The 24,851-nt window shown below is 67.6% G+C and carries 24 protein-coding genes; 19 read left to right on the top strand and 5 right to left on the bottom strand.

Annotated features, from left to right (window positions below; genetic code table 11):
• Positions 1 to 93 precede the first annotated feature (93 nt).
• Both ACH413_RS14420 and ACH413_RS14425 read left to right on the top strand, forming a co-directional pair.
• The gene (locus ACH413_RS14420) at positions 94 to 2,910 is read left to right on the top strand and encodes a S8 family serine peptidase (protein ID WP_360048636.1); all 2,817 of its coding nucleotides are present in this window, start codon (positions 94 to 96) and stop codon (positions 2,908 to 2,910) included.
• 51 nt (positions 2,911 to 2,961) lie between these two features.
• Complete coding sequence (locus tag ACH413_RS14425) at positions 2,962 to 3,882, top strand: BadF/BadG/BcrA/BcrD ATPase family protein (protein WP_360048638.1); 921 nt, start codon at positions 2,962 to 2,964, stop codon at positions 3,880 to 3,882.
• Positions 3,883 to 3,943: 61 nt separating this feature from the next.
• Here the strand turns inward: ACH413_RS14425 and ACH413_RS14430 are convergent, their stop codons facing one another.
• Positions 3,944 to 4,858, bottom strand: coding sequence for a LysR family transcriptional regulator (locus tag ACH413_RS14430; RefSeq protein WP_360048690.1), 915 nt, complete (start codon positions 4,856 to 4,858; stop codon positions 3,944 to 3,946).
• Positions 4,859 to 5,058: 200 nt separating this feature from the next.
• On the opposite strand from ACH413_RS14430, the gene ACH413_RS14435 reads away from it, so the two are divergent.
• Genes ACH413_RS14435 through ACH413_RS14475 form a run of 9 tightly spaced genes read left to right on the top strand, consistent with a single transcriptional unit; the run spans position 5,059 to position 12,688 of the window.
• Positions 5,059 to 5,847: a 2-amino-3,7-dideoxy-D-threo-hept-6-ulosonate synthase gene (locus ACH413_RS14435; RefSeq protein WP_360048640.1), complete on the top strand. Its 789-nt coding sequence runs from the start codon at positions 5,059 to 5,061 to the stop codon at positions 5,845 to 5,847.
• The gene (locus tag ACH413_RS14440) at positions 5,844 to 6,917 is read left to right on the top strand and encodes a 3-dehydroquinate synthase II (RefSeq protein ID WP_360048641.1); all 1,074 of its coding nucleotides are present in this window, start codon (positions 5,844 to 5,846) and stop codon (positions 6,915 to 6,917) included. Before ACH413_RS14435 ends, ACH413_RS14440 begins: the two co-directional genes overlap by 4 nt.
• 5 nt (positions 6,918 to 6,922) lie before the next feature.
• Positions 6,923 to 8,308 carry a class I adenylate-forming enzyme family protein gene (locus tag ACH413_RS14445; RefSeq protein WP_360048642.1) on the top strand — a complete coding sequence of 462 codons (1,386 nt, stop codon included), beginning with the start codon at positions 6,923 to 6,925 and terminating at the stop codon, positions 8,306 to 8,308.
• 23 nt (positions 8,309 to 8,331) lie between these two features.
• The gene (locus ACH413_RS14450; RefSeq protein ID WP_360048644.1) at positions 8,332 to 9,165 is read left to right on the top strand and encodes a helix-turn-helix transcriptional regulator; all 834 of its coding nucleotides are present in this window, start codon (positions 8,332 to 8,334) and stop codon (positions 9,163 to 9,165) included.
• The gene (locus ACH413_RS14455; protein ID WP_360048646.1) at positions 9,165 to 9,335 is read left to right on the top strand and encodes a DUF397 domain-containing protein; all 171 of its coding nucleotides are present in this window, start codon (positions 9,165 to 9,167) and stop codon (positions 9,333 to 9,335) included. The genes ACH413_RS14450 and ACH413_RS14455 overlap by 1 nt, the downstream gene beginning before the upstream one ends.
• A gap of 41 nt (positions 9,336 to 9,376) precedes the next feature.
• Entirely contained in the window at positions 9,377 to 9,895 is a 519-nt protein-coding gene (locus ACH413_RS14460; RefSeq protein ID WP_360048648.1) for a YbaB/EbfC family nucleoid-associated protein, read from the top strand.
• Positions 9,895 to 10,221: a hypothetical protein gene (locus tag ACH413_RS14465; RefSeq protein WP_360048650.1), complete on the top strand. Its 327-nt coding sequence runs from the start codon at positions 9,895 to 9,897 to the stop codon at positions 10,219 to 10,221. Before ACH413_RS14460 ends, ACH413_RS14465 begins: the two co-directional genes overlap by 1 nt.
• Positions 10,218 to 11,474: a hypothetical protein gene (locus ACH413_RS14470; protein ID WP_360048651.1), complete on the top strand. Its 1,257-nt coding sequence runs from the start codon at positions 10,218 to 10,220 to the stop codon at positions 11,472 to 11,474. Before ACH413_RS14465 ends, ACH413_RS14470 begins: the two co-directional genes overlap by 4 nt.
• On the top strand, positions 11,471 to 12,688 hold the full coding sequence (locus ACH413_RS14475) for a hypothetical protein (protein ID WP_360048653.1): 1,218 nt from the start codon (positions 11,471 to 11,473) through the stop codon (positions 12,686 to 12,688). The genes ACH413_RS14470 and ACH413_RS14475 overlap by 4 nt, the downstream gene beginning before the upstream one ends.
• Position 12,689: 1 nt before the next feature.
• On the opposite strand, the gene ACH413_RS14480 is transcribed toward ACH413_RS14475, so the two are convergent.
• The 3 genes from ACH413_RS14480 to ACH413_RS14490 all read right to left on the bottom strand — a co-directional run bounded on the left by ACH413_RS14480 (position 12,690) and on the right by ACH413_RS14490 (position 15,402).
• Positions 12,690 to 13,271, bottom strand: a complete 582-nt coding sequence (locus ACH413_RS14480; protein ID WP_360048654.1) for an HNH endonuclease — start codon at positions 13,269 to 13,271, stop codon at positions 12,690 to 12,692.
• A 149-nt stretch (positions 13,272 to 13,420) separates the two neighbouring features.
• Positions 13,421 to 14,683 (bottom strand): AAA family ATPase, encoded by a 1,263-nt coding sequence (locus ACH413_RS14485; RefSeq protein WP_360048656.1) that lies wholly within the window; start codon positions 14,681 to 14,683, stop codon positions 13,421 to 13,423.
• A 59-nt stretch (positions 14,684 to 14,742) separates the two neighbouring features.
• Positions 14,743 to 15,402 carry a DUF3159 domain-containing protein gene (locus ACH413_RS14490; protein WP_360048658.1) on the bottom strand — a complete coding sequence of 220 codons (660 nt, stop codon included), beginning with the start codon at positions 15,400 to 15,402 and terminating at the stop codon, positions 14,743 to 14,745.
• A 126-nt stretch (positions 15,403 to 15,528) separates the two neighbouring features.
• On the opposite strand from ACH413_RS14490, the gene ACH413_RS14495 reads away from it, so the two are divergent.
• From ACH413_RS14495 to ACH413_RS14530, 8 genes are all read left to right on the top strand, one after another.
• Entirely contained in the window at positions 15,529 to 16,740 is a 1,212-nt protein-coding gene (locus ACH413_RS14495) for an ROK family transcriptional regulator (RefSeq protein WP_360048659.1), read from the top strand.
• 16 nt (positions 16,741 to 16,756) lie between these two features.
• Positions 16,757 to 18,082: an ABC transporter substrate-binding protein gene (locus ACH413_RS14500; protein ID WP_360048661.1), complete on the top strand. Its 1,326-nt coding sequence runs from the start codon at positions 16,757 to 16,759 to the stop codon at positions 18,080 to 18,082.
• Between the two features lie 12 nt (positions 18,083 to 18,094).
• Positions 18,095 to 19,069, top strand: coding sequence for a sugar ABC transporter permease (locus tag ACH413_RS14505; RefSeq protein WP_360048663.1), 975 nt, complete (start codon positions 18,095 to 18,097; stop codon positions 19,067 to 19,069).
• Positions 19,066 to 19,959, top strand: coding sequence for a carbohydrate ABC transporter permease (locus ACH413_RS14510; protein ID WP_360048664.1), 894 nt, complete (start codon positions 19,066 to 19,068; stop codon positions 19,957 to 19,959). Before ACH413_RS14505 ends, ACH413_RS14510 begins: the two co-directional genes overlap by 4 nt.
• A complete protein-coding gene (locus tag ACH413_RS14515) occupies positions 19,956 to 21,224 on the top strand; it encodes a 6-phospho-beta-glucosidase (RefSeq protein ID WP_360048666.1) in 1,269 nt (422 codons plus the stop codon). The genes ACH413_RS14510 and ACH413_RS14515 overlap by 4 nt, the downstream gene beginning before the upstream one ends.
• 5 nt (positions 21,225 to 21,229) lie before the next feature.
• Positions 21,230 to 22,243, top strand: a complete 1,014-nt coding sequence (locus tag ACH413_RS14520) for a BadF/BadG/BcrA/BcrD ATPase family protein (RefSeq protein ID WP_360048667.1) — start codon at positions 21,230 to 21,232, stop codon at positions 22,241 to 22,243.
• A gap of 235 nt (positions 22,244 to 22,478) precedes the next feature.
• Positions 22,479 to 22,817, top strand: a complete 339-nt coding sequence (locus tag ACH413_RS14525; protein ID WP_360048668.1) for a hypothetical protein — start codon at positions 22,479 to 22,481, stop codon at positions 22,815 to 22,817.
• Between the two features lie 98 nt (positions 22,818 to 22,915).
• Positions 22,916 to 23,704 carry an SGNH/GDSL hydrolase family protein gene (locus ACH413_RS14530; RefSeq protein WP_360048670.1) on the top strand — a complete coding sequence of 263 codons (789 nt, stop codon included), beginning with the start codon at positions 22,916 to 22,918 and terminating at the stop codon, positions 23,702 to 23,704.
• A 31-nt stretch (positions 23,705 to 23,735) separates the two neighbouring features.
• Here the strand turns inward: ACH413_RS14530 and ACH413_RS14535 are convergent, their stop codons facing one another.
• Positions 23,736 to 24,623 (bottom strand): aldo/keto reductase, encoded by an 888-nt coding sequence (locus ACH413_RS14535; protein WP_360048672.1) that lies wholly within the window; start codon positions 24,621 to 24,623, stop codon positions 23,736 to 23,738.
• Positions 24,624 to 24,851: the final 228 nt, after the last annotated feature.

Raw genomic sequence — 24,851 nt, forward strand, 5'->3', positions numbered from 1 at the left:
CACCCTACGAAATACATCGGATGTATAGCCCTGCGAGGTCGCCTTCGTCTAGGGCCCAGCGTGAAGTCGTCCGATGAATAGGAGAGGTTGATCATGAATCTGGCGACCGCGTCGCTCCTGGTGGGCGCACTGCTCGCGCCATCCGGCCCCACCGGGCCTGTAACCGTTTTCGTGGAGCTGACCTCGACCGCAGCAGCGGACGCGAGCAACGTTGCGCAGGCGCGTTCAGCCCGGGACAGGACATCTGAGCACGTTTCCCGGGTGGTGTCCCGGTCCGGTGGCCGGGAAGTCGCCCGAACGACCAACGCGGTGCCCGGCGTGGTGCTGTCGGCGGACAAGTCACGCTTGTCGGCTTTGTCGCGCATGCCCGAGGTGCGTGCCGTACATCGGATGGTCCCCAAGAAGCTCTCGAACGCCCACGCCGTCCGCCTCACCCGGACGTCCGAGGTGTGGAAGTCGCTCGGGAAGTTCGGCGACGGCGTGCGGATCGGCGTGATCGACACCGGCATCGACTACCGGCACGCGGACTTCGGCGGGGGCACGTTCCCCACCGCCAAGGTCGTCGGCGGCCACGACTTCGCGGGTGACGCCTACACCGGTTCGTCGGGGTCGATCCCGGAGCCGGACGCGGACCCGCTGGACTGCGAGGGCCACGGCACGCACGTCGCCGGGACCGCTGCCGGGTACGGGGTCAACGCCGACGGCACGACCTATCGCGGCTCCTACTCGTCGGTCGACCTCGACTCGTTGAAGATCGGACCGGGCACGGCCCCCAAGGCGTCGCTCTACGCGTTGAAGGTGTTCGGCTGCGAGGGCGGCACGAACCTGACCGCGCAGGCGCTGGACTGGGCGCTCGACCCCAACGGCGACGGCGACTTCTCCGACAAGCTCGACGTCGTGAACCTGTCGCTGGGCAGCGACTTCGGTGCTCCGGACGACCCGGACTCGCTGTTCGTGCGCAAGCTCGTGGAGCACGGCGTGGTCGTGGTCGCGGCGGCCGGCAACGGTGGCGACTTCTACGACGTCGGAGGCTCTCCCGGCAACACCCCCGAGGCGATCTCCGTGGCGAACAGCCGCGACTCGTTCTCGATGCTGGACGGGCTGGAGGTCGCGGGCAAGCAGTTCCCAGGCCAGTACAGCCAGAACTTCAAGGACTCTTTCGACCTGACTTTGCCGGTCGTGCGGCTCAAGTCCGATGTGGACGGCTGCAAGCCCATCTCGGAGGCGCTGACCGGGAAGATCGTCTGGCTGGAGTGGGACGACAGCGACGCCACCCGCGCCTGCGGTTCGGGTGCCCGCACCGACAACGCCTGGAAGGCCGGAGCGGCCGGGGTGCTGCTGCCGACGACGTTGCCGGTGTTCGCGGCCGGAATCGCCGGAAACGCGCACATCCCCGCGTTCCAGCTGACGGCGACGGCTTCGTCCGCGCTGCGTCCCGCCCTGGAGGCCGGAACCCTGAGCGTGCACCTGACCTCGGCGTTGAAGGTCGCGGTGCCGTCCGTGGAACCGGCGATCGCGGACACGATCACGCCGTCGTCGTCGCGTTCCCGTTCGTCGATCGCCGTGGCCGCGCCGGGTGACACGATCTTCTCCGCCGCCTCAGGGACGGCCTCGTCCGGCGTCTCGATGGGCGGTACGTCGATGGCGTCGCCGCACGTGGCGGGGATCGCCGCACTGCTGCGCGAGGTCCATCCGAAGTGGACGGTCGCGGAGATCAAGGCCGCGCTGATGAACACCGCCTCCGGTGTGATCAGGAACGCGGACGGCGTGCGGGAGGCGCCGATGCGGGTCGGCGCGGGACGGGTGGACGGGCTCGCCGCGCTGTCGTCCGACGTGCTGGCGCTGGGCGACGCGTCGTTCGGCACGGTCGAGGCCGCCGGTCCTGTGCTGCTCAGCCGCACGATCCGGTTGGTGAACAAGGGTTCGCAGACCGTCCGGCTGAACGCCCGCTTCGACCCGATCACCGCTGTGCCCGGCGTGTCCTTCCAGGTCATCGTGCCTTACGTGTCCCTGCCGCCGGGTGGTTCGGCGTCGGTGCCCGTGCAGCTGCGGATCTCGAACCCCGCCGCGCTGCGCAAGACCCCCGATCCCACGGTCGCGCTGGACGAGGGTCGTCAGTTCCTGGCGGAGGCGTCCGGCCAGGTGACGTTCACCGGCGACCGGACGCTGCACGTGCCCGTCTACGCGGCGCCGAAGCCGGTGTCGCGGCTGACCGCGGCCGGTGGCCGGGTCGCGGGCCGTGGCCTCGACCAGCCGGACTACCAGTCCCGCATGACCGTGCTGACGCTCGGCGCGCGCTCCGACCGGCTCGCGGACTGCGGCCCTGACGTGCAGGACAACTGCGCCATCAACCGCACTGCCCGTGGCGGCGACCTGCGGTACGTGGGCGCGACGGCGACCTCGGACCTGCTGGCGTTCGGCGTCGCGACCTGGAGCACCTGGGCGAACATCGGCAGCAACATCCAGCCGGAGGTGAAGTTCTCGGTGGGTGGCAAGGACTTCGTGACCACCGCCGTGAAGCCGACCAACCCGGACGGCGACATCACCGCCGACCTCTGGCTCGCCAGGACCAAGGTCGCGGGGTCGGACGAGGTCGTGGACGAGCAGCCGTTGAACGGCCTGGACGGCGCGACCGACACGAACCTGTTCGACAGCGACGTCGTGGTGCTGCCGGTGTCGCGGGCGGCTCTGCCGTCCGGCCCGGTGACCTACACCGTCGGTGTGCTGAGTCCTTACACCGCGCCCGCCGACTCGGACGACCTGGTCGACGTCACGCCCGCCGTGACGTTCGACTACGGCTTGATCGTTCCCGGACTGTCCACAGTGGTACGTCCGGGTGATCGGCCTGCGTCCGGATCGTTGGTGTTCTTCCACCACAACGCAAGCGGTAACCGCGCCTTCGTGAGGTGACACCCGGTTGGGCGTGCCTAAGGTGAGCGGGTCTCGGCATACTCGGTCGTTATGGACCTGGTTGTGGGACTCGACGCCGGCGGCACGTCAACCAGGGCTTTGGTGCTCGATCTGGACGGCGCCCGCCTGGGCCAGGGCCTGGCGGGCGGTGCGAACCCGAACTCGCACCCACCGACGGTCGCCGCCGCCCACATCGGCGAGGCGCTGGCGGAGGCCCTGGACGGCCTCGACTCCCGCAAGGTCCGCTCCGGCGTGCTCGGCATGGCGGGCGCCTCGAAACTGGCCGATCCCGCGATCTCCGCGCTGTTCCGCGAGGCCTGGGAACGCGCGGGCCTGCACTGCCCGATGCGCGTGATCACCGACTGCGAGGCCGCCTTCGCCACCGGCACCTCCTCCCCCGACGGCACGGTCCTGGTGGCGGGCACGGGTTCCATCGCGGGCCGCATCGCGGGCCACCGCATGATCGCCCAGTCCGGCGGCTACGGCTGGCTGATCGGCGACGACGGCTCGGCGTTCTGGCTGGGCCGCGAGGCAGTCCGGGCGGCACTGCGGCTGCTGGACGTGGACGCACCGCTGGAAGGCCTGGCCACCGCCGTCCTGACCGCCGCGGGCGCGAAGAACCGGGGCCAGCTGATCAACGCCGTCAACGACCAGCCCCCGATCGCACTGGCGCGGTTCGCCCCGCTGGTGAGCTCGGCCTACCACCACGGCGACCCGGAAGCGCTCGCGATCGTCGGTTCCGCCGCGCGACTGCTCGCCGACACCGCCTCAGCCGTGCGCGAGCCCTCCGACACGTCCCCGATCGTGCTGGTCGGCAGCCTGATCAAGACGCCGGTCGGGACCCACCTGAAGCAGGAACTGCTCACGCGCTGCAACGCTCAGGTGATCATGGCGACGGAGGGCGCGGCGGGCGCTGCCTGGCTGGCGGCCGTGGACGTGCTCGGACCGAAAGCCCCGCGCCCGACGTCCTGATGTGCGAAGTCCGTCCCTTGGTGCACGTTTCTCGCAGCTGAACCCGCCGCAGCCGCCCCAGTCATGACGCCAGCAGCCGGCCCGAGTGCGGGGTTCGGTCGCGGTAGGCGCGCAGCAGTCCGGCGTGCACGTCGTCCACGTGTTCGGCGACGTCGACGTCGGTGTTCCACACCAGGGTGATCCGCCGGTGCAACGGGTTGCCGATGATCGGTTTGAGCAGCACGCCCGGCACGTCGGGGCCGGGGAAGAAACCCGCCACAGCACCGGTGGAACGCACCAGGTCCGCCGCCGCCACCGGGTCCACGCCGAAGTGGGCGCAGCGCGGGGTGAAGCCCACGGCCTCACAGGCCAGGTCGAGGTTGAGGCGGCCGCCGTGGTTCTCGTCCGGCGCCACCCACTCCTCGCCGGCCAGCTCGGACAGCAGCACCTCGCTGCGGCCGGACAGGCGGTGGCCCACTGGCACACCGATCAGCATGCGTTCCGTGACCACGCCGCGCAGGCCCACCGCCTTGGGGAAGCGCAACGGGCTGCGCGGGAACTCCACCACCAGCGCGAGATCCAGGTCGCCGGTGCGGACGAGTTCCAGCACCGCGTCGCCGCCGCGTTCGATGTGAGTGGTCTGCGGCAGGCCGGGGAGCATCTCGCGGACCACGCCGACGAGCAGTGCGGTCGGGGAGCCCGCCACCCCGCCCAGGCGGATGCCCGACTCGCCGCGTTCGGCCAGCTTGCGCGAGGAGACCAGCAGGTCGTCGAAGTGTTCCACCAGGTCCTGGGCTCGCAGGACCACGTGCCGGCCGAGTTCGGTGAGTTCCACGCCATCGGTGCGGCGCAGGAACAACGGGCCGCCGAGACTCGCCTCGATGCGCCTCACCTGGGCGGTGAGCCCGGCCTGGGCGATCTTCAGCTGGGAGGCGGCCCTGCTGATGCTGCCTGCTCGTGCCACGGTCAGCACCACGTGCAGATGTCTCAGCTCCATTCGCACTGACGAAGCCTAAAGCAGTTACCGATCCACAAACACGGCCACGCGGGTGTCACCAGATGACGCGCTGTCACCGTCGTAAGCGGCATTGGTCTGTCAGGCCCATAACCCGGGAATTATCGGCAGCTCACACCTGCCGCTGCGTGCACGGCCTACTACACCCTGTTGACACCAAACGATCGAAGGGTGTGAACGCCATGAGGAAAGCGTTGCGGCTGCGACGCCTTTCCCGTCCACAAGACGACAGATATCTCTTCGTGCCGTTGGACCACAGCGTTTCGGACGGTCCGGTCGTGCCGCGAGATCGGTGGACGGACCTCATCCGCGCTGTCGTGCAGGGCGGCGCGGACGCCATCATCGTCCACAAAGGACGGGTGCGCACGATCGACCCCGCCGTGCTGGGCGGATGCGCGTTGATCGTCCATCTGAGCGCAGGCACCGCGCACATGGCCGACGCCAACGCGAAGGTGCTCGTCGGCGAGGTGGACGAGGCGCTGCGACTGGGCGCCGACGCGGTGAGCGTGCACGTCAACATCGGTTCCGACACGGAGTCGCGCCAGCTCACGGATCTCGGCACGGTCGCGGCCGCGTGCGACTCGTGGAACGTCCCGCTGGTCGTGATGGCCTACGCCCGCGGGCCCCGCGTCACCGACCCGAGGGACTCCGCGCTGCTCGCCCACGTCGTCAACATCGCGGCGGACCTCGGCGCGGACATCGTCAAGACCAACCTGGCCGACGACATGACCGAGGTCGTGGCCAGCTGCCCGATTCCGGTGATCGTCGCGGGTGGCCCAGCCTCCGCGAACAGCGTCGCCGGCCACGCCAGTGCCGCGATGGCCGCCGGCTGCTCCGGTCTCGCCGTCGGACGGCGGGTCTTCACCTCGCCCGCGCCGATGCAACTGGTCGCGGAACTGGCGTCGATCGTCCACGCGCCCACCGACGCAAGCCTCATGCACGCACTGACCGCCACCTTGGAGAACCGGTGAAGTTCGCCTGGATCGACCTCAGAACCGTCCCGGAAGCGCAGCGGACCGCCGTGATCGACGCGGCGGTGCACAGCCGGATCGCCGGCGTCGTCGCGGACGATCCCGCGCTGCTCGACGACCTGCCACCGACGATCACCCGCGTGCTGCTGACCGGGAACCACGTCGAGAGCCCGCACCTCGTCACCGTGGTGGTGGACGAGCAGGACCAGCTCGACCGGTTGGCCACGGGTTCCGCGTTCGTGACGGTCAGCGACGACCGCACGCTCAAACTCGCTTGTGCCGCAGCGGAACGGCTCGACCACACGGTCGTCGCGTTCACCGACCCGACGAAGATCCCGCTCGAGATCGTGATCGCCGCGGCGGACGGCGCACCCGGCAAGCTCGTCACCGTCGTGACCGACCTCGTCGAGGCCGCGATCGTCCTCGAATGCCTGCAACACGGCTCCGACGGCGTGCTGATGGCCCCTGCCGACGCGACCGACGTGTTCAGACTGGCGCGACTGCTGGAAGTCACGTCCCCGCCGCTGATCCTGACCACGCTCACCGTGGAAGCGTTGACCCACAACGGACTCGGCGACCGGGTCTGCGTCGACACCGCCTCGCACTTCGAGGAGGACGAGGGCATCCTCGTCGGCTCGTTCTCGTCGGGCTTCATCCTCTGTTGCAGCGAAACGCATCCGTTGCCCTACATGCCGACGCGGCCGTTCCGGGTCAACGCGGGCGCGCTGCACTCCTACGTGCTGGGCCCGGCGAACCGCACCAACTACCTGTCCGAACTGCGGTCCGGCAGCAAGGTCCTCGCCGTCAACGCCGAAGGCCGCACCCGCGAGATCACCGTCGGCAGGGCGAAGCTCGAGTCACGCCCGATGCTCACGATCTCCGCGCGCTCGCCGGAGGGCGTCGAGGTCCACCTGATGGTGCAGGACGACTGGCACGTCCGCGTGCTCGGCCCCGGCGGCAAGGTCCGCAACGTCACCGAACTCCAGCGCGGCGACGAACTGCTCGGCTACATCGCTGCCGAGCAACGGCACGTGGGCCTTCCGATCGGCGAGTTCTGCAAGGAGTCCTGAAAGAAATGCGCGAGTTCATCACCGACCTGTTGCACCGGCACGGCGACGAATTGCCGATCTTCAGTCACCGCAACACAGTCACGCACGGCCTGCTGCGCGCCGACGTCTCCGCGCACGCCGCACGGTTCGAAGCCGTCGGCATCCGTGAGGGAAGCGCGGTCGCCGTCCAGGTGCCGCCGAGCTTCAGCCAACTGGAGGCCGTGCTCGCGTTGTGGAGCATCGGCGCGCAGGTGATCTCGATCGACCACCGGTTGCGCCCGGCGGAAACCCATGTCCTGCACGACCTGACGCGCCCCGAGTTCCTGGTGCACCCGAGCGGCAGTCCGGCGCAGGGCTTCCAGGAGCGCTACGGCCTGGTCGTCGAACACGCACCCGGCGTCCCCGCGACGACCCCGCACCGGCTGGTCCAGTTCAGCTCCGGCTCGACCGGCCGCCAGAAGGTGATCGGCCGCAGCACCGAGTCCCTCATCGCCGAGGTGGCGCGGTTCGCCGCGTCCGACGGCGTGGTGCGCGGCGGCGAGCGCTTCCTGCTGCTGAACTCCCCCGCCCACAGCTTCGGCCTGATCGGCGGCTTGCTGCACTCGCTGGCGGTCGGTGCGCACCTCGTGTTCGCCGAAAACCCTTCAGCAGAAGCAGTTCTGCGGCAGGCACGAACACACGAGGTCGACTTCGTCACCGGCCTGCCGTTCCACTTCGACCTGCTGGCCTCCTCACCCGACCGCGACGCGTTGCGCACGGCCCGCGGCGCGTTCGCCGGCGGCGAGATGATGCCGCAGGACGTGGCCGACAGGTTCGCCACCGCCTACGGCTTCCCGGTCGGCGAATGCTTCGGCACCACCGAAACCGGCGCACTGACCATGGCGGTGGACGGCACCGTCCGCCCATCCGTCGGCAAGCTGATGCCGGGCATCACCGCCCGCGTGCGCAACGGCCTCGTCGAGGTGGCGCTTTCGGAATCGCCGTACCTGTCCGAGAACGACCCGTCGCGCTTCTCCGGCGGCTGGTTCCGCACGGGCGACCGGGGCGAGTTCTCCGGCGACGGCGAACTCCGGCTGCTAGGCCGCGCGGACTCACTGGTCGTGGTGCGCGGCAACAAGGTCGACCTGACCGAGGTAGAACACGTCCTGCGTGGACACCCGCAGGTGACCGAGGCCGTCGCGGTGGGAAAGCCAGAAATCCGCGCGTACGTCGGCACGGCCAGTGACACGCTCACGGCACAAGCGTTGTCGGAGTGGTGCACGGAAAGACTCGCGGAATTCAAGCTCCCCGCCCAAATCCTCGTCATGGACACACTTCCGCGAACGTCGAGCGGCAAGATCATCCGAAACATGGAGCCGCTCCATGCGTCCTACCTTCAGGCACATTTGACCGGAAACAATGGAGAAGGATGACCCGCCGGGCCTAGCTTTCCCGCATGCCCAAAAGATCGTCCAGCGTGGTGGGGCGGGAGTTCGGTCGTGGCGTTCGCGCCGTCATCGCGAGGACCGGGCTCACCCACCGCCAGCTCGCTGAACTGCTTGACTGGCAGGAAGCCAAGATCTCCGACATGACCCTCGGCAAGGGAGGCGTCACCGAGCAGGAAGTCATGCTGCTGCTCGCCTACTGCCGGGCCACGTCCGAGGAACGAGCGCACCTGCCTGCACTGTTTCGGGAGTCGGGCAAGGCCTGGCTCCAGATGCCCGACGACGGTGTACCGGACCAGGTACGCACGCTGATCGACCAGGAACAGGACGCCGAAGAGATCCTCGACTGGTCGATGATCGTCGTGCCTGGTCTGCTGCAAACACCCGAGTACGGCTACGTCGTCACCGAGCACGCGCCCTCGGTCAAAGAAGAAAACGTCCCCACGGTCGCTGCCGCGAGAGCAGCCAGAGCGGACATCCTGCAGCCAGGCCGAAAGTTCACGTTCTTCGTGCACGAACAGGCGTTGTGGCTCCCGGTCGGCGGCCTGGAGGTGTGGCGGGAACAGCTCGCCCACCTGCTCAGGATGTCCGTGCGGAAGTACATCAGCCTGCGGATCGTTCCTCGGTCCGCAGGCATGCATTCGGGTACCGCCGGTGATTTCCGGATGATGAAGTTCCGCAAGTACCCGCCCGTCGTCTACGTCGAAAGCGTGAACTACTGCCTGTTCTTCGACGACGCGGACACCATCAAGATCCACGAGGGCATCCTCACGGACCTCGCGGCCCTCGCTCTGACTGAGGAAGAATCGAGGACGGTGATCGACGACATCTTGGAGGGTCTCTGATGACCATCTGGCGCAAGAGCAGCCGCAGCGGTGGCGGCAACAACTGTGTCGAGGTCGGCAAGGGTGTCGGCATCCGGGACAGCAAGGCGCCCACCAGCCATCTCCCGCTCTCCGCCGAGGGCTGGTCCGCCTTCCTGCGTTTCGCCCGATTCCCCAGCACGCCCCGGTAACTCTCGGTAGCGTCCTCCTCACGCACGCGCAAGGGGGACCCATGACCGATCCGAACCAGCTCATCGCGGACTACGAGCAGCGCACCGCCGCCCTGCTCGAACAGGCGGAAGAAGCCAAGTCCCAGATCGCGAACCTGACCGGCGCCGCCACCAGCACTGACGGCGCCGTGACGGTGAGCGTGAGCGCAGGGGGCGCGCTGCTCAGCCTGTCGTTCGGCACGAAGGCCGACGACCTGCCCAAGGACCGTCTGGCAGCTCTCGTCATGTCCACGGCCAAGCGCGCCCAGGCCCAAGCCGTGGGCCAGATCGCCACGATCATGGCCCCACTGATCGGCGACAACAGCGAGGCCATGCAGTTCGTCCAGTCCCAGATCCCGCCGATCGACATCCCGGACGAGGACCTCGCACCTCCGACACCACAACAGTTCGTGGTGAACGAGGAACAACAGGACGCGGCCGCATCCCAGCCGCCCGCACCTCGCCCGGCCCGGCGCCCCGCCGAGGACGACGACACGGACTACGACCAGCGCAGCCTCTTCAAGAAGGAAGGTGGCTGGTGATGTCGGGCTTCCAAGTCGATCTCGCGGCCCTGGAGGCCCATGAGCGAGAGCTCAAGGCCCTCCTCGCCGGCCTTCCCTCCGCCGCCGAAGCAGGCTCGGACTACATCGGCAATCCACAGGCGTGGGGTGTCGTCGGCATGTTCTTCGCCGAGATCATGCAGCGGTGGACCACTGACGCGAACGCCTACGTCGACACGGTGAAAGCCGCCGGCGATGACGTGGTCGAGCGCTTCTCGGGCATGCGCCAGGCCTACGCGGAACAGGACGCGGCCGTGGCGCAGTCGTTCAAGAAGCTGCGTGAAGGCCTCGACGGGGTGCAGCCGTGAGCGAGCAACCGCAGAACCCGCTCAACGCGACCGAGAAGTTCGACCCGACGAGCCTGGCGGAGAAGTCGAACTTCGACAGCCCTACCCAGGCCTGGGACGCGGCCGGCATCTTCAGCAGCTCCGCCAACCTGATCTACGACGGCATCAAGGGCGACTGGGGCGCCATGGCCGGCGACGCGGCAGCGTTCGGCATGGACCTGCTCGGCTTCGTGACGAACCCGATGGGCAGCCTGCTGTCCGCGGGAATCGGCTGGCTGATCGAGCACATCGGGTTCCTCAAAGAGGGTCTCGACCTCCTCGCGGGTGACCCCGATGCCGTGAACGCGATGGCACTGACGTGGAGCAACATCGCCAAACGCATGCAGGAGACCGCCGACAAGTACTCCAGCACCATCGACTCGCTGAGCCAGGCCCAAGGCGCCGCCGTCGACGGCTATCGCAAGGCCGTGCAGGACTTCTCCAACGTCGTGGCCGGCGGCGCGAGCCACGCCACCTCCGCCGCCTCCGCGATGACCGTCGCCGCGTCGGCTGTCGGCGTGGTTCGCGGAGCCGTCCGTGACGCCATCGCGAGCTTCGTCTCCAACGCGATCATCAAGTTCGCGGCGGCCAGTGCCCTGACGCCGATCACGTTCGGCGCCTCGCAGGCCGCGTTCATCGCGGACACGGTCGTCCAGGGCACGATCACCGCGGGCAAGAACGCCAAGAAGATCAGCAAGGTCGTCAAGCAGCTGGAGAAGGTCGCCGACGACGCCAAGAAGTCCCGCGACATGATCAAGGGCACGACCCGCAACCTCGACGGCACGGTCAAGAAGTACAACCAGGACGCCGTCAAGCACTCCCAGCAAGCGCTGCACATGGCGAAGAAGGCGCAGGCGGGCAAGCTCGACGCCTCAGACGTCGACAAGCTCAAGGAACTCGGCAAGCGCGGTGATGAGCTGGACGTCCAGCACAGCGAGGTCAAACGCCTGCTGGGCGAGAACGCCAACGCCAACCTCCGCGGCGATCTGAAGCTCGACGACCCGCGTTTCGACAACGCGGCCAAGATGCTCGATCGCGAGGTCATTCCCACTGCGGGCGGAAAGGAGCTTCCCGGCATCGCCCTGCCCAGGTACCCGAAGGTCCTCGGCAACGCGATGGCCCAGGAGTGGAGCGATCAAACCCATCGCGAGGCGGACGCGCAGGTCAAGCAGGACGCACGTGACCAGGAGTGGCGCGAGTACTGGCAGCAGCAGCGAATGGCGGGCGAGCTGTGATCGAACGGTTCCTCCGCCGTGCAGCGGGCCTGCTGCTGATCGCCCTCGCCGCCGTCCTGGCGCTGGTCGTCGCCGCTCGGCTGGGCTCCTGGGGCAGCACGCTCGCCGGCCAGGGATCGGTCACGCCGGTTGGCGGGAGCGAACTCGCCTACGGAGCGGTGGCGTTCTGGGTGATCACCATCATCGGTCTCTGCTGGCATTGGCGGCGAGTACCCATGTGGCGGGTCTGGACGCGCTGGGCGGCGTTCCCCGGAGTCTTCTACGCGCTCTTCCAGGGGTTGCAGATCACCGGTGACCACGGGCGCCCTGTCGCGTTGCTGATCGCCGTGGGGCTGGTGGTGGCGTGCTGGGCGTTGAGCGAGGCGGTTGTTCTGGTCACCACCCGACCGGTCACGCCCGCGTTGGTCAGTTCGAAGCTGGAGATCCCGTTCCCGTTGCGAGGGCTGAAAGTCAGGCTGTGCGTGAGAGAGGACCGTCTCGTCCTCGACAGCCTCACCTCACGGCGAAAGCGGTCGCGTGACGTGGTCGCGGTCCCGTGGACCGCACTGCGCTCGATCGAGCTCGTCGAAGTCGAGGAGGAGATGACCTGCACGGTCTTCCTCTTCTCAGCGAGGAAAGAGGCGAACGCCAGGACGTTCGACGTGCGACCGGGTCCCGCGCTCCACGTGATCGGCACCGCACGCGAGCTGTTGATCCCCGTCACGGAGAAGGTCGGACGAACAGCACTCGCGGCGGTCGAAACACGATCGGCGGGCATCGAACTCGACGAGAAACCACTCACCACCGAGACCTGGTGCCTCAACGCCGGTGTTCCGACGCACGACACGACCATTCATCGTGAGCGACTGCGGAGGGGCCAGTACGTCAGCAACTACCGAAGCGACAAGCGCCCGTACCACCTGATCCTGATCGCCGGCTTCTTCCTCATGCCGCTCTACATGCTGACGATGATCGCGTTGTCGCTCGTCACCGGCTCGCCGGAACTGCAGGAAGACTGGGGCACGACCGGCGGTCTGGACAAACAGGGCCAGGTGATCATCGCCGGGCTCGGACTCGTCGCCGTCGCCTTCTTCTACGTCGCCTATCGCTTCGCGTTCAGAGGCTTTCAGGGATTCATGGGGACCCAGGACTACGTCGAGGCGTTCCCCGAACCGCCGCCGCCTCCGCCCAAGACCGGGACGGTGCCGGGCTCCAGCAAGAAGAGGAAGCGCTGACCTACCTCAGCAACGCCTTGCGCAGCTCCGGTTTCCGCAGGAGGGCGAGCAGATCCGGAGAGTCGCTGAACACGATGTCCGCGCCTGGGCTGAACGCCTGCCGCAACATGGACTGGCACACGTCCGCGAACGGCTGGTCCTGCACGGTTTGAACGTGTTCCAGCATTTCGTCCGAGCGGTTGCGCTCACGCGCCCGGTCCCAGTCACGCAGAACAGACCGCACCACTTTGCGTGCATGCATTCGGCCCGTCGGCAGTCCGCGGTCGTTCAGCCCGCACACATCGATGGTTGCCTGCCCCTTCGGGGTCAGCGGGCTGTAGACCCCGATGGACAGCGTCAGCAGCAGATGGTCGAACGGATCTTCGGCTGTGGGGTCGATCAGCAACGGATCGCCGACGTCGTCGACCGGGAACTGGTCGCGCTTCTGGTGACTGTTGCAGGTCGAGCAGGCCAGGAGGTGGTTGAGCCAGTCGAAGGTGCGCAGTGGGTTGCGGGCGATGGGCTCAAAGTGGTCGATGTCAGTGCCACGACTTTCACCGCAGTACATGCAGGTACCAAACCCTGCCGCCATGTCGCTGAGCACGGTTCTGATGGACTTTCGGACGGGCGAAGCACGCCAGGACGCACGAGCTTTCGCACATCGTTCGTCGGGCGGAGTCACGTCGATCGCCTGAGTCAACGTGTCCATTCGTGCCACCGCGCTCGGCGGAAGATCAGATCGAACAATTCTGATCATGCGTCGCGCAATCGAGCCGCCACCTCTTCGGCACGCGTGGTCAGCGAACTCGTCAGCTTCTCCCTGAGTTCCTTGTACCGCTGGACTTCCTGCTCGTCGGCGTGGCCTGCGATGACCTTGACCTCCAGCTCGACGAGTTGCTTGCGCAGCCGCTCGGCCTGTTCCGAGTAGGCCGAGTCGAGGCCGAACAGTTCGGTGAGGACCGCGTCGTCGCCGCTGCCGTAGACGACGCGCTCGTACAGATCCTGGTCGACCACGTGCGGAGGCAGTTGTTCCTCTGGCCCAGGCAACCGGATCAGACCGCCGGGGTCCGCGGCCTGGCAGATGTACGGACTGTGCGTCGTCACGATGAACTGGATGTTGGGGAAGTGAGCCTTGAGCCAGCCGCCGATGCGCTGCTGCCATGAGACGTGAAGGTGGGCATCGACCTCGTCGATGATCACCACGCCAGGAGCGGTGATCACGTCGCCGTCAGCCTGAATCTCTCCGAACGCCCTGTGAATCTGGCTGAGGAGATCTACCACCATCGCGATCACAGTCCGGTAGCCGTCGCTTGTCTCCCGCAAGGGGAACCGCCGCGTGCCGCGGCTGACCCAGAGCCCTTCCGACGTGACGTCCTCGACCTTGTGATCATCGGGAAGTAGACCAGCGCTCAGCAGGCGGAGCGCGACTCGCTTGAGTCGATCCGATCCAGGCTCGCCCTCCAGCGCCCGCAGATGCTGCCATTTCAACCAGCTGACGCCCTCCGCGAGCGAGACGCCTTCGTCGAACAACGTCGTGATGCTCAGCCCGCGATTTGACTTGGGAATGGAGCCCCCCAAGCGCCGGAATGGCCCATACGCCGCACACAACCATTCGGCGGAAGTGGATCTCTTCCACTCGTCCATCGCGTTGTTCAAACTCGAATACAGGCTCCCAGAACGCCAGTGGAGAGAAAGATCGATGAATCTCTCGGAACGGTCGGTTCCCGAGACAGCAGGATCGATTCCCGCGGGCACGTGGACCCGCGCGTCCGCAAATGCTTGCTCAGCTTCGTGACTCGTCCAGTTCTCGAAGTCAGGTACGACGGTAAGCGCAGTGTGCGGACCGGCAAGGACGAGGGCGATCGACTGGAGCAAAGTGGACTTGCCCGAACCATTCCGTCCGGCGATGACGGTCCATCCCGCATGCGAGCCGTCTGGCCGGGTGAGAGTCAGGTCCACCTCGCGGGCGCCGTGGAACCCTTTGATGTTCCGCAGCTTCACCTGCGAGACGTACATGTCCACTCCGGTCGCCAAGTTGCAAAAGGTTCCTTCCGCAACCCTAGTAGGGCGTACCCCTAGTCCGCCGACCTGGAAGTCGACTCCGGCACCTGCGGATGCCGGAACCCGGGATGCCCGTTCGGTAGCGCCCGCTTCAGCAGCCACCCCGACACCAGAATGCAGACGATCTGCAACGGCCACGACAACGCCACCCGCAGGGTCGCCAGCCAGAACACCTGCGCGTCGAGCCACAACGGCGTGAAGATGGCGACCCGCAGCACGTACTGACCGACCCAGGCCCACGACGCGACCGAGTAGGCGCGCAAAAGGGCAGGATCTCGGCGCCACCGGGTCTTCTGCCCCAGCAAAGTCCCCACGACCAGTCCGAGGAACGGCCAGCGCACCGCGATCGAGCCCGCCCACGCCAGGGCCGAGGCCACGTTGGACAGCAGCTGGATGAGGAAGAAGTCCTCGACGCGGCCCGTGTAGAGAGCCACCAGGGCGGCGGCCACCACCAGCAGCAACGAGAGCAGGACGGCGCGGGGTTTCTCGCCTCGCACCAGGCGGAAGACGCCGATCGCCACGCCGCACACGACGGCGGCCACGGCTCCCGCGCCGATCGAGTGCCCGGACAGCAGCCAGCCCGCGACGAACGCCAGAGGGGGCAGGGAGGCGTCGAGGGCGCCGCCCCGGCCTCCGAGCAGTGATGCGAGCGACTCCTGGCGCACGTCGGTCATGGTTCCAGGGTGCCTTAGGCGAACCTAACTCAGGTAACGGACCCATATCGGGGATTGACCCCGGTGAACCAGGTCACTACCGTCTGCCGAAATCGTCTGGAAAGTTAACAGACAGGAGCGGACCTAATGCGTGCCGGAAGCCCACGACTGTTGCGGGAGATCAACGACCGCGCAGCCATCGAGGCTTTGCTGCGCAACGGGCCGCTGACCAGGTCGGAGTTGGAAGGTCTGATCGGCCTCTCCAAGCCGGCGACCGCACAGCTGCTCACCAGGCTCGAAGAAGCCGACACCGTGGTCCGCAACGGACTGCGTGGCGGCGGGCGCGGGCCGCGAGCCCAGCTGTGGTCGGTCAATGGGGCGCTTGCGCACATCGCCGCTGTCGATCTCACCCCCGAGACGGTCGACATCGCGATCGCGGACATCTCCGGTGCCGTGCTCACCGAGTACAAGGCGCCGATGCCCGCGAAGCACGGCGTGCTGGAGGCGTTCGTGAGCGCGGTCGGCAAGGCCTGCGGGCAAGCGGGTCTGAGCGCCGACCAGTTGCTGCACGTCGTGGTGGGCTGTCCGGGAGCGGTGAACCCCGCGAACGGTGAGCTCGCCTACGCACCACATCTGCCCGGCTGGAGCAATTTCGACATGCCCGGCCAGTTGCGGGAGCAGCTCGCGACATCGGTGAGCGTCGAGAACGACGTCAACCTCGTCGCGCTGGAGGAGATGGTCGCCGGTAGGGCCACCAAGGTGAGCGACTTCGTCGTCATCTGGCCCGCGGACCTCGTCGGTGCCGCCGTCGTCGTCAACGGATCGCTGCTGCGCGGCGCCTCCGGTGGCGCGGGCGAGATCGACGGGCTGATGATCCCCGACCGCGCGGCGGCCGACACCGACACGGACCGCTCCGGCGGCACGTTCGGTGAACTGCTCAGCAACACGTCGATCTGCAAGCTCGCACGCGCCCACGGGCTCGCCGCGCGCAACGGCCACGGTGCCGTGCGCAAGGCGTTGGCCGCGGGTCCGTCGGGCCGTGAGTTCATGGGCGATCTCGCCAAGCGCATAGCCACGGGCGTGGCTAGCGTCGTCGCGGTGCTCGACCCGGAACTCATCCTCCTGTCCGGCGACATCGCGCAGGCAGGCGGAACCACGCTGAACGACCTCGTTGCCGCGGAACTGCGGCAACTGGTGGTGCCGAGAACACCTATCCAGCTGGCTTTGGTGACCGGGAAACCGGTGCGCAGTGGCGCACTGCACTCGGCACTCGCGTTTGCCCGCGAAGAGGTGTTCGGCCTCCCGGCAGCCACCACGGCTCCATTCCGCGGCCCAGTGGTCGCCGGGTCCCCACGTTGATCGAGAAGGAGTGCACATGCGCAAGCACACCCGTGCTGCCTTGCTCTGTGTCGCCGCAGCGCTGACCCTCACCGCATGTGCGGCGGGCAAGGGTGGCGGCGCGAGTTCCGATGCCGCCGCTGCTCCTGGCAAGGACGACAAGCTCACGCTCACGGTCTGGAGCAACTACTCCGACCGCGAGTACGAAGAGGTCACGAAGGCGCTCAAGACCTTCAACAAGAAGTTCCCGAACATCGAGATCAAGCACGAGGGTTCGCAGGACGACGACAAGATCACCGCGGGTATCCGTTCGGGCAACACTCCGGACGTCGCGCTGTCGTTCACCACGGACAACATCGGCCAGTTCTGCTCCTCGGGCGCGTTCCAGCCGCTGAAGTCCTACATCGACCGCGACAAGGTCGACCTGAACCAGCTCTCCCCCGCGGTGCAGCAGTACACCGAGTACAAGGGCAACCGCTGTGCGATGCCCATGCTCACCGACGTGTACGCCATGTACTACAACAAGGACCTGCTTTCGGGCGCCGGCATCACGAACCCGCCGAAGACGCTGGACGAGCTGTACGACGCGGCCGTGAAGGCGACCAAGAAGGCGCCGAACGGTGACATCGAGGTGGCGGGTTACCTGCCCACGATGGGCTTCTACGCCAACCGCCCGACCATCCTCGCGCCGACGTTCGGCGCGGAGTGGGAGAAGGACGGCAAGTCCGGCCTGGCCAGCTCCCCCGGCTTCACCGAGATGATGACCTTCCAGAAGAAGCTCGTCGACTTCTACGGTTACGACGCGCTGGAGCGGTTCCGCGCCGGTCTCGGCCAGGAGTACTCGGCCGACCACGCGTTCCACCAGGGCAAGATCGCGATCATGATCGACGGCGAGTACCGGACCGCCTTCCTCAAGGCGCAGGCGCCGCAGATCAAGTTCGGCACGGCTCCGTTCCCGACCTGGAAGCCCGCCGACTACGGCACCGCGTTCACCACCGGAACGATCATGGGCATTCCCAAGGGCGCCAAGAACCCCGGCGCCGCGTGGGAGCTGATCAAGCACCTGACGTTCGACACCGACACGATCGTCGACCTGTCCAACGCCATCAAGAACGTCCCGAGCACCAAGGCCGCCATGGAGAGCTCCAAGCTCGAGGTGGACGAGCAGTTCAAGACGTTCATCGACCTGGCCAAGAGCGACAAGCTCAAGGGCAACCCGGTCACGCCCATCGGTGACGCGCACATCAAGGCTGTCACCGACTTCTCGGTCTCCTACCAGTCCGGCAAGGTCCCGGACCTGGCGGCAGGCCTCAAGGAAGTCGACAAGAACATCGACGACCAGATCGCCAAGAGCGGCAAGTAGGGGATTCGCCAGATGACCGCCACGCTCGGCGCGCGGCCCGCCCCCGGCAAGGGGCGGGCGCGTTCCCGCCACCGTCTAGCCGTGCTCGGGTTCATGGCCCCGGCAATCATCGGCTTCGTCCTGTTCTTCGTGTACCCGTTGGTCGCCACGGTCATCTTCAGCTTCACGAAGTACGACCTGATCAACCCGCCGGAGTTCAACGGACTCGCCAACTACGAGTTCATGTTCAAAGATCCCTTGCTCACCAAGGCGATCGCGAACACCTTGTGGTTCGTCGTCGTGCTCACGATCGCGCGGACGGTGTTCGCGCTGGGCGTGGCGTCGGTCATCGCTCGTCTGAAGTCGGGCGTCGGTCTGATCCGCACGCTCTGCTACCTGCCCTCACTGGCACCGCCGGTGGCCGCGACACTCGTGTTCTTCATGGTGATGCGGCCCAACGGCGGCCCGCTCGACAGCCTCCTCGGCGTCTTCGGGCTCGAGTCACCGCTGTGGTTCTCGGACCCGGCGTGGGCCAAGCCCGGCATCACCGCGATCATGCTCTGGATCTCCGGCGACCTGATGATCATCATCCTCGCCGCGATCCTGGACGTGCCGCAGGAGCAGTACGAGGCGGCCGAACTCGACGGCGCCGGCCCGATCCGGCGCTGGTGGCACGTCACGCTCCCGTCGATCTCACCGGTGCTGCTCTTCGGCATCGTGAACTCGGTGATCCTCGCGTTGCAGCTCTTCACACAGGCGGTCGTCGCGGGGTCGGCCGGCTCGGGAGCGGCGGACGCGACGGGATCGACCAAATATCTCGGTTTCCCGGACAACTCGACGCTGACGTTCCCGGTTTACCTGTACACGCAAGGCTTCCGCTACTTCGACATGGGCTACGCGGCCGCCATGGCCACGGTCCTGTTCATCATCTCGTTCGCCGTGACCATCGTGCTGGTCCAGCGGATGCGCAAGAACTCCACCGCTGAGGAAGGGGGTCCGGGAGCATGACCGCCACGCTGACCAAACCACCGGTCGACGTCCCAGCGGAACCGGAGCAGCCACGTCGCAAGCGCGACGTCGGCGGCATCCTGAACTGGGTCGCGACGCATGCGATCGGGCTCGCGCTCGGCCTGATGTTCGCCACGCCGGTCGTGTTCGTCTTCCTCACCGCGGTGATGTCGGACGACCAGGCGTTCACCTCGAACCTGTGGCCGACCGAATGGCACTGGGAGAACTTCGTCGAGGTCTTCGACAAGGCCCCGCTGTTCCAGTACCTGATCAACAGCCTCACCTACTCGCTGCTCGCGACGCTGGGCATGCTGATCTCGTCGATCCCTGCGGCCTACGCGCTCGCGAAGCTGAAGTGGCGCGGCCGGAACGTGGCGTTCATCCTCGTCATCGGCGCGATGATGCTGCCGCCGCAGGTCGTGGCCGTGCCGCTGTACGACACCTGGTCGTCGCTGAACCTCACCGGCACGCTGGTGCCGTTGATCGCGCCGTACTTCCTGTTCGACGCGTTCAGCATCTTCTTGCTGCGCCAGTTCATGCTCACCATCCCGCAGTCCTACGTGGACGCGGCACGGGTGGACGGGTGCTCGGAGTTCCAGGCGCTGACCCGGATCATCATTCCGATGGCGAAGCCGGGCATCGCGGCCACCGCGCTGTTCTGCTTCCTCTTCACCTGGAACGACTACTTCGGCCCGTTGCTCTACACCGGCGAGGTCAAGGACCAGTGGACGTTGTCGCTGGCACTGGCGACGTTCAAGGGCATGCACATCGTCCAGTGGAACTCCTCGATGGCCGTCACGTTCCTGACGATGATCCCGGCCGTCGTCCTCTTCGTCTTCGCCCAGAAGTCGTTCGTCAAGGGAATCACGTTCACGGGAGTCAAGGGATGAAACTCACCGTCGTCGGTGGCGGGTCCACCTACACACCGGAGCTGATCGACGGCATCGCCGGCCGTCGCACCAGCCTGGCGGTGGACGAGATCGTCCTCGTCGACCCGGACGAGCACCGCCTCTCACTGATCGGCCCGTTCAGCCAGCGGCTGCTGGAGCACGCGGGTCACTCGGCGAAGGTGCGCACCACCACGTCGCTCGAGGAAGGCATCGAGGGCGCGTCGGCTGTACTGCTGCAACTGCGGGTCGGCGGGCAGAAGGCGCGCGCCTCGGACGAGACGTTCCCGCTCACCTGCGGGTGCGTCGGCCAGGAGACCACCGGCGCGGGAGGCCTCGCCAAGGCCCTGCGGACCGTGCCGGTGGTCCTGGACATCGCGGACAAGGTGCGCCGGATCGCGGGCCCCGACACGTGGATCGTGAACTTCACGAACCCGGTCGGCATCGTGACTCGTGCACTGCTGCAGGAGGGTCACAAGGCGATCGGCCTGTGCAACGTGGCGATCACGTTCCAGCGCTGGACGTCCGCACTGCTCGGCGTGGATCCGTCCACTGTGGAGCTGGAGCACGTCGGCCTGAACCACCTCACGTGGGAACGCGGCGTGTACGTGGACGGCGTCGACCGCCTGCCGGAGCTGCTCGCCGACCACGTCGAGGGCCTCGCCGAGCACATCGGCATCGACGGCGGTCTGATGCGGCGCCTGAACATGGTGCCGTCGTACTACCTGAACTACTTCTACAACCACGACGCCGTCGTGAAGAAGCAGCTCACCTCACCGCCGCGCGCCGAAGTCGTGGCCGCGGTCGAGAAGGAACTGCTCGACATCTACGGCGACCCGTCGGTCGTGACGAAGCCGGAGCAGCTGTCGCAACGCGGCGGCGCGTACTACTCCGAGGCGGCCGTGCAGCTCGTGCACGCGCTGACCGGTGGCGCAGGCGCTGAGAAGCACGTGGTGAACGTGCAGAACAACGGCACGCTGCCCTTCCTGCCCGACGACGCCGTGATCGAAGTGTCCTCCACTGTGGACTCGAACGGCGGCAAAGCGCTGCCGGTCCGTCCCGTGGAACCGTCCATCTCCGGCCTGATCTCGCACGTCACCGCGTACGAGTACCTGGCGCTGGAAGCGGCCAAGCACGGTGGCCGCGACCGAGTGGCGAACGCGCTGCTCGCCCACCCGCTGATCGGCCAGCACGCCATCGCGGACCAGCTGGCCGACGAGCTGATCGCGCAGAACCGCGACCTGCTGCCGTGGGTGAAGGGAAACTGACAACGATGACCGACCGTGTGCTCGCCATCGACGGCGGGAACAGCAAGACCGCGGTGCTCCTGGTCGACGCGGACGGCAAGGTGCTCGCGCAGGTGCGCGGGCCCGGTGCCCCGCCGCAGACCGTGGGCATGAAGCGCGGACTCGACGTGTTCGAGGGACTGGCACGCGAGGCCGCAGCTCAGGCGGGACTGTCCCCCGACGAACCGATCGCCGCGCACACGTCCGCCTACCTCGCCGGGGCGGACCTGCCCCGCGAGGAGGAGGACCTGACGCGGGCGATCACCGAGCGAGGCTGGTCGAAGACGACGTTCGTCGGCAACGACACGTTCGCGTTGCTGCGGGCAGGAACCGCGGCGGCGGGCGGCATCGCGGTCGTCTGCGGCGCCGGCATCAACGCCGTGGGTGTGGCCCGAGACGGCCGGACCCACCGCTTCCCCGCCCTGGGCGCGATCTCGGGCGACTGGGGTGGCGGCGGCCAGCTCGGCAACGACGCTCTCTGGCACGCCGTGCGCGCCGAGGACGGCCGGGGCAAGCCGACGCTGCTGCTCGACGCCCTGCTGGCGCACTACGGCGAGACGTCGATCTTCAACGTGGTCGAGAAGATCCACTTCGAGGAGATCGAACTCGACCCGCACGCGCTGTGCCCGTTGGTCTTCGACGTGGCCGCGCAGGGTGACGCCGTGGCGCTGGCCCAGGTCGACCGCCTGATCGAGGAGATCGTCGTGCTCTCCACGGTCTCCATGCGCAAGCTCGACCTGATGGACGAGCCCGTGGACGTGGTGCTGGGCGGCGGAGTCCTGACCCACACCGGTGACGTGGTGGTCGGCCCGGTCCGCCAGCAGATCCTGGAAGCCGCCCCACTCGCCCAGGTCCGCCTGGTCGACGTGCCACCCGTGGTGGGTGCGGCGCTCCTCGGCCTCGATCACATCGGGGCCTCGCCGAGCGCAGAGCTGAGGCTGCGCTCGGCCTACAGCGAGCACGTCCCGGCGGCCGCGCTGGACGTGGCGGCCAGCGGCTAGGCCCACAGACCCCGTCTCAGGGGGTAGATCGGCGGCGGCGCCCCCTGAGACGGTCCCAACCCCACTGCTCGGGGCAGATCGGCGGCGGCGTCCCGAGCAGTGGCCCCAACCCTTTCCGAGGGGGCAGGACCGGCGGCGGCGCCTCCTCGGAAAGGCCCTACGGCCCCCGCAGCGACCTCACGCGCCGAGGTCGCTGCGGGGGTTTTCCGCGTTCGGGGCATCAGATGAAACATCGGTGGGCAAGACTGCGGGCGATCCAGAAGACCTGGACGGCACCACGGTCGTCGCGGCGACGCTCTCCCTCGGCGTGACCACCGGATTGGAATGGGGAGGCGGCGTGACCAGCACGGGACCGCCAGCACCGGGCGACGCCGGACCGGTCAGCGCGACGGCGACCAACACTCCTGCTGTGACAAGCGCTACACCGAACGAAAGGAACGGAAGCGGCAAACCAGAACGCACCCGGCAGAAGGTAGCGACGAATGAGACGAATCCCCCGGAAAACCCTCAAGCATCGCTCGATCGAGTGGTAAAAGAATCGTCACCCACTGCGACAAAACTTACGATGCCGTAACCGACGGTGGCGTAACCAGCGGTTCGTTGTGCATGCTAACTAGTCGCCTGCGGACGGGAGCCCGCCGGCAGTTGGATCGCACGAGTAAGGGGGATGTTGTGCTGCTGCGATGGAACAGTCTCGTGTCCCTGGGGGACAGCTTCACCGAGGGCATGGACGACCCCGGCCCCGGAGACACCTACGTGGGCTGGGCCGACCGCCTGGCAGGAATGATCGCCCAGCAGGCGCCTGAGTTCAGGTACGCCAACTTCGCGATCCGCGGCAAGATGCTGCAGGAGATCATCGACGAGCAGGTGCCGCTCGCCATCTCGCTCAAGCCGGACCTGGTCACGTTCTGCGGCGGCGGCAACGACATCATGGTGCCGAACAGCGATCCGGACGCGCTGGCGGAGGTCTACGAGGTGGCGGTGGCCGACCTCAGGGCCGCCGGGTGCGACGTCGTGATCTTCACCGGCTTCGACACCCGATCCACCCCGCTGCTCAGGAGCCTCCGGGGCAAGATCGCCATCTACAACACGCACCTGTGGTCGATCGCCGAGCGCTACCACTGCCGGATGGTCGACCTGTGGTCGATGCACGCGCTGCACGACCGTCGCGCGTGGAGCGCGGACAGGCTGCACCTGTCGCCGGAAGGGCACCAGCGGGTCGCGCTCAAGACCGCCGAGGTGCTCGGGCTGACCGACGACCACTCCTGGAACGCGCCGTGGCCCGCGCTGGAGCAGATCGACTGGGTCACCCAGCGGAAAGCCGACCTGAAGTGGGCGCGGGAGCACGTGGTGCCGTGGATCGGCCGCACGCTCAGGGGCGAGTCGATGGGCGACGGTCTCGCGCCCAAGCGGCCCGACCTGCTGCCGCTCGCGCGCTGCAGCGACGAGAGCCTCACGTGAGCGGGGCGGGACCCCGCCCCGCCCCGACGGGTCAGGCGACGTCGAGCCGCCTGACCTGATCCGCGTCGAGCCGAACATCCGCGGCCGCCAGGCACTCGTCCAACTGCTCGACCGTGCTCACGCCCAGGACCGGCACGATCCCGGCAGCGAGCAGCCAGGCCAGCACCACCTGGTTCGCCGTGGCGCCGGACTCCGCCGCCACCTCGTGCAGCACGGCGAGCCGGGCCGGCGAACCCTCGTGCCGGTACGCGGATCCCGGCTTCTTGTCCGCGCGCGTGTAGGCGCCGCCGGCCAGCGACGAGTACGCCAGCAGCGTCACGGCGGATTCGGCGCGGACGTAGTCCAGCAACTCCGGCGTCACGTGTTCCTGGACGCCGAAGTCCGCCCACGGCCTCGGCCGCAGGTAGGTGTAGCGCTGCTGGATCGCGGTGTAGCCCTCCCAGCCCTGCGCGGCCGCGACGGCGCGAGCCCGTTCCAACCTCCACGGCTGGTGGTTGCTGCAGCCGGCCCGCGCGATCTTGCCCTCGGCGAGGAGGGCCCCGAACGTTCCGACGGTCTCCTCCAGCGACACCGAACGGTCGTCGACGTGCGCGTAGTAGAGCCCGATCCGGTCGACGCCGAGCCGCTTGAGCGATGCGTCCACACCGGCGCGGATCACCTTCTCGGACAAGCCTTCCGCGGCGTCCAGGCCGCGAGTGACGTCCGTGGGCATGGCGCCCACCTTGGTCGCGACGACCAAGTCCTCGTGGCCGCGGGCGGCGATCCACCGCCCCAGCAACGCCTCGCTCTCGCCGCCCTCACCGCCGTCGGTCCAGAAGGCGTAGTTGTTGGAGGTGTCGAGGAACGTGCCACCCGACTCCGCGAAGCGGTCCAGGACTGCAAACGACGTCTCGTCGTCCACCGTCGTGCCGAAAAACATGGTCCCCAGGCAGAACACCGTTTCCCCATCATTCAACGGTCATGACCAAACTTTGAGCTAGTGGCTCGGCCGCGAGGGGCCCGGCGAACAGCGAAAGGCCCGACCGGCATTCTCCCCCGAGTGCCGGTCGGGCCCTCCAGAAGCAGGCGCCTTACCCCCTCGGTAATCCCCCACTCGGCGGCCTGCTAGTCCAACATCCCATGCTTTGGGACCAGACGACTAAACGAC

It is taken from the genome of Lentzea sp. NPDC020367, assembly GCF_044387305.1.
Classification (GTDB): domain Bacteria; phylum Actinomycetota; class Actinomycetes; order Mycobacteriales; family Pseudonocardiaceae; genus Lentzea.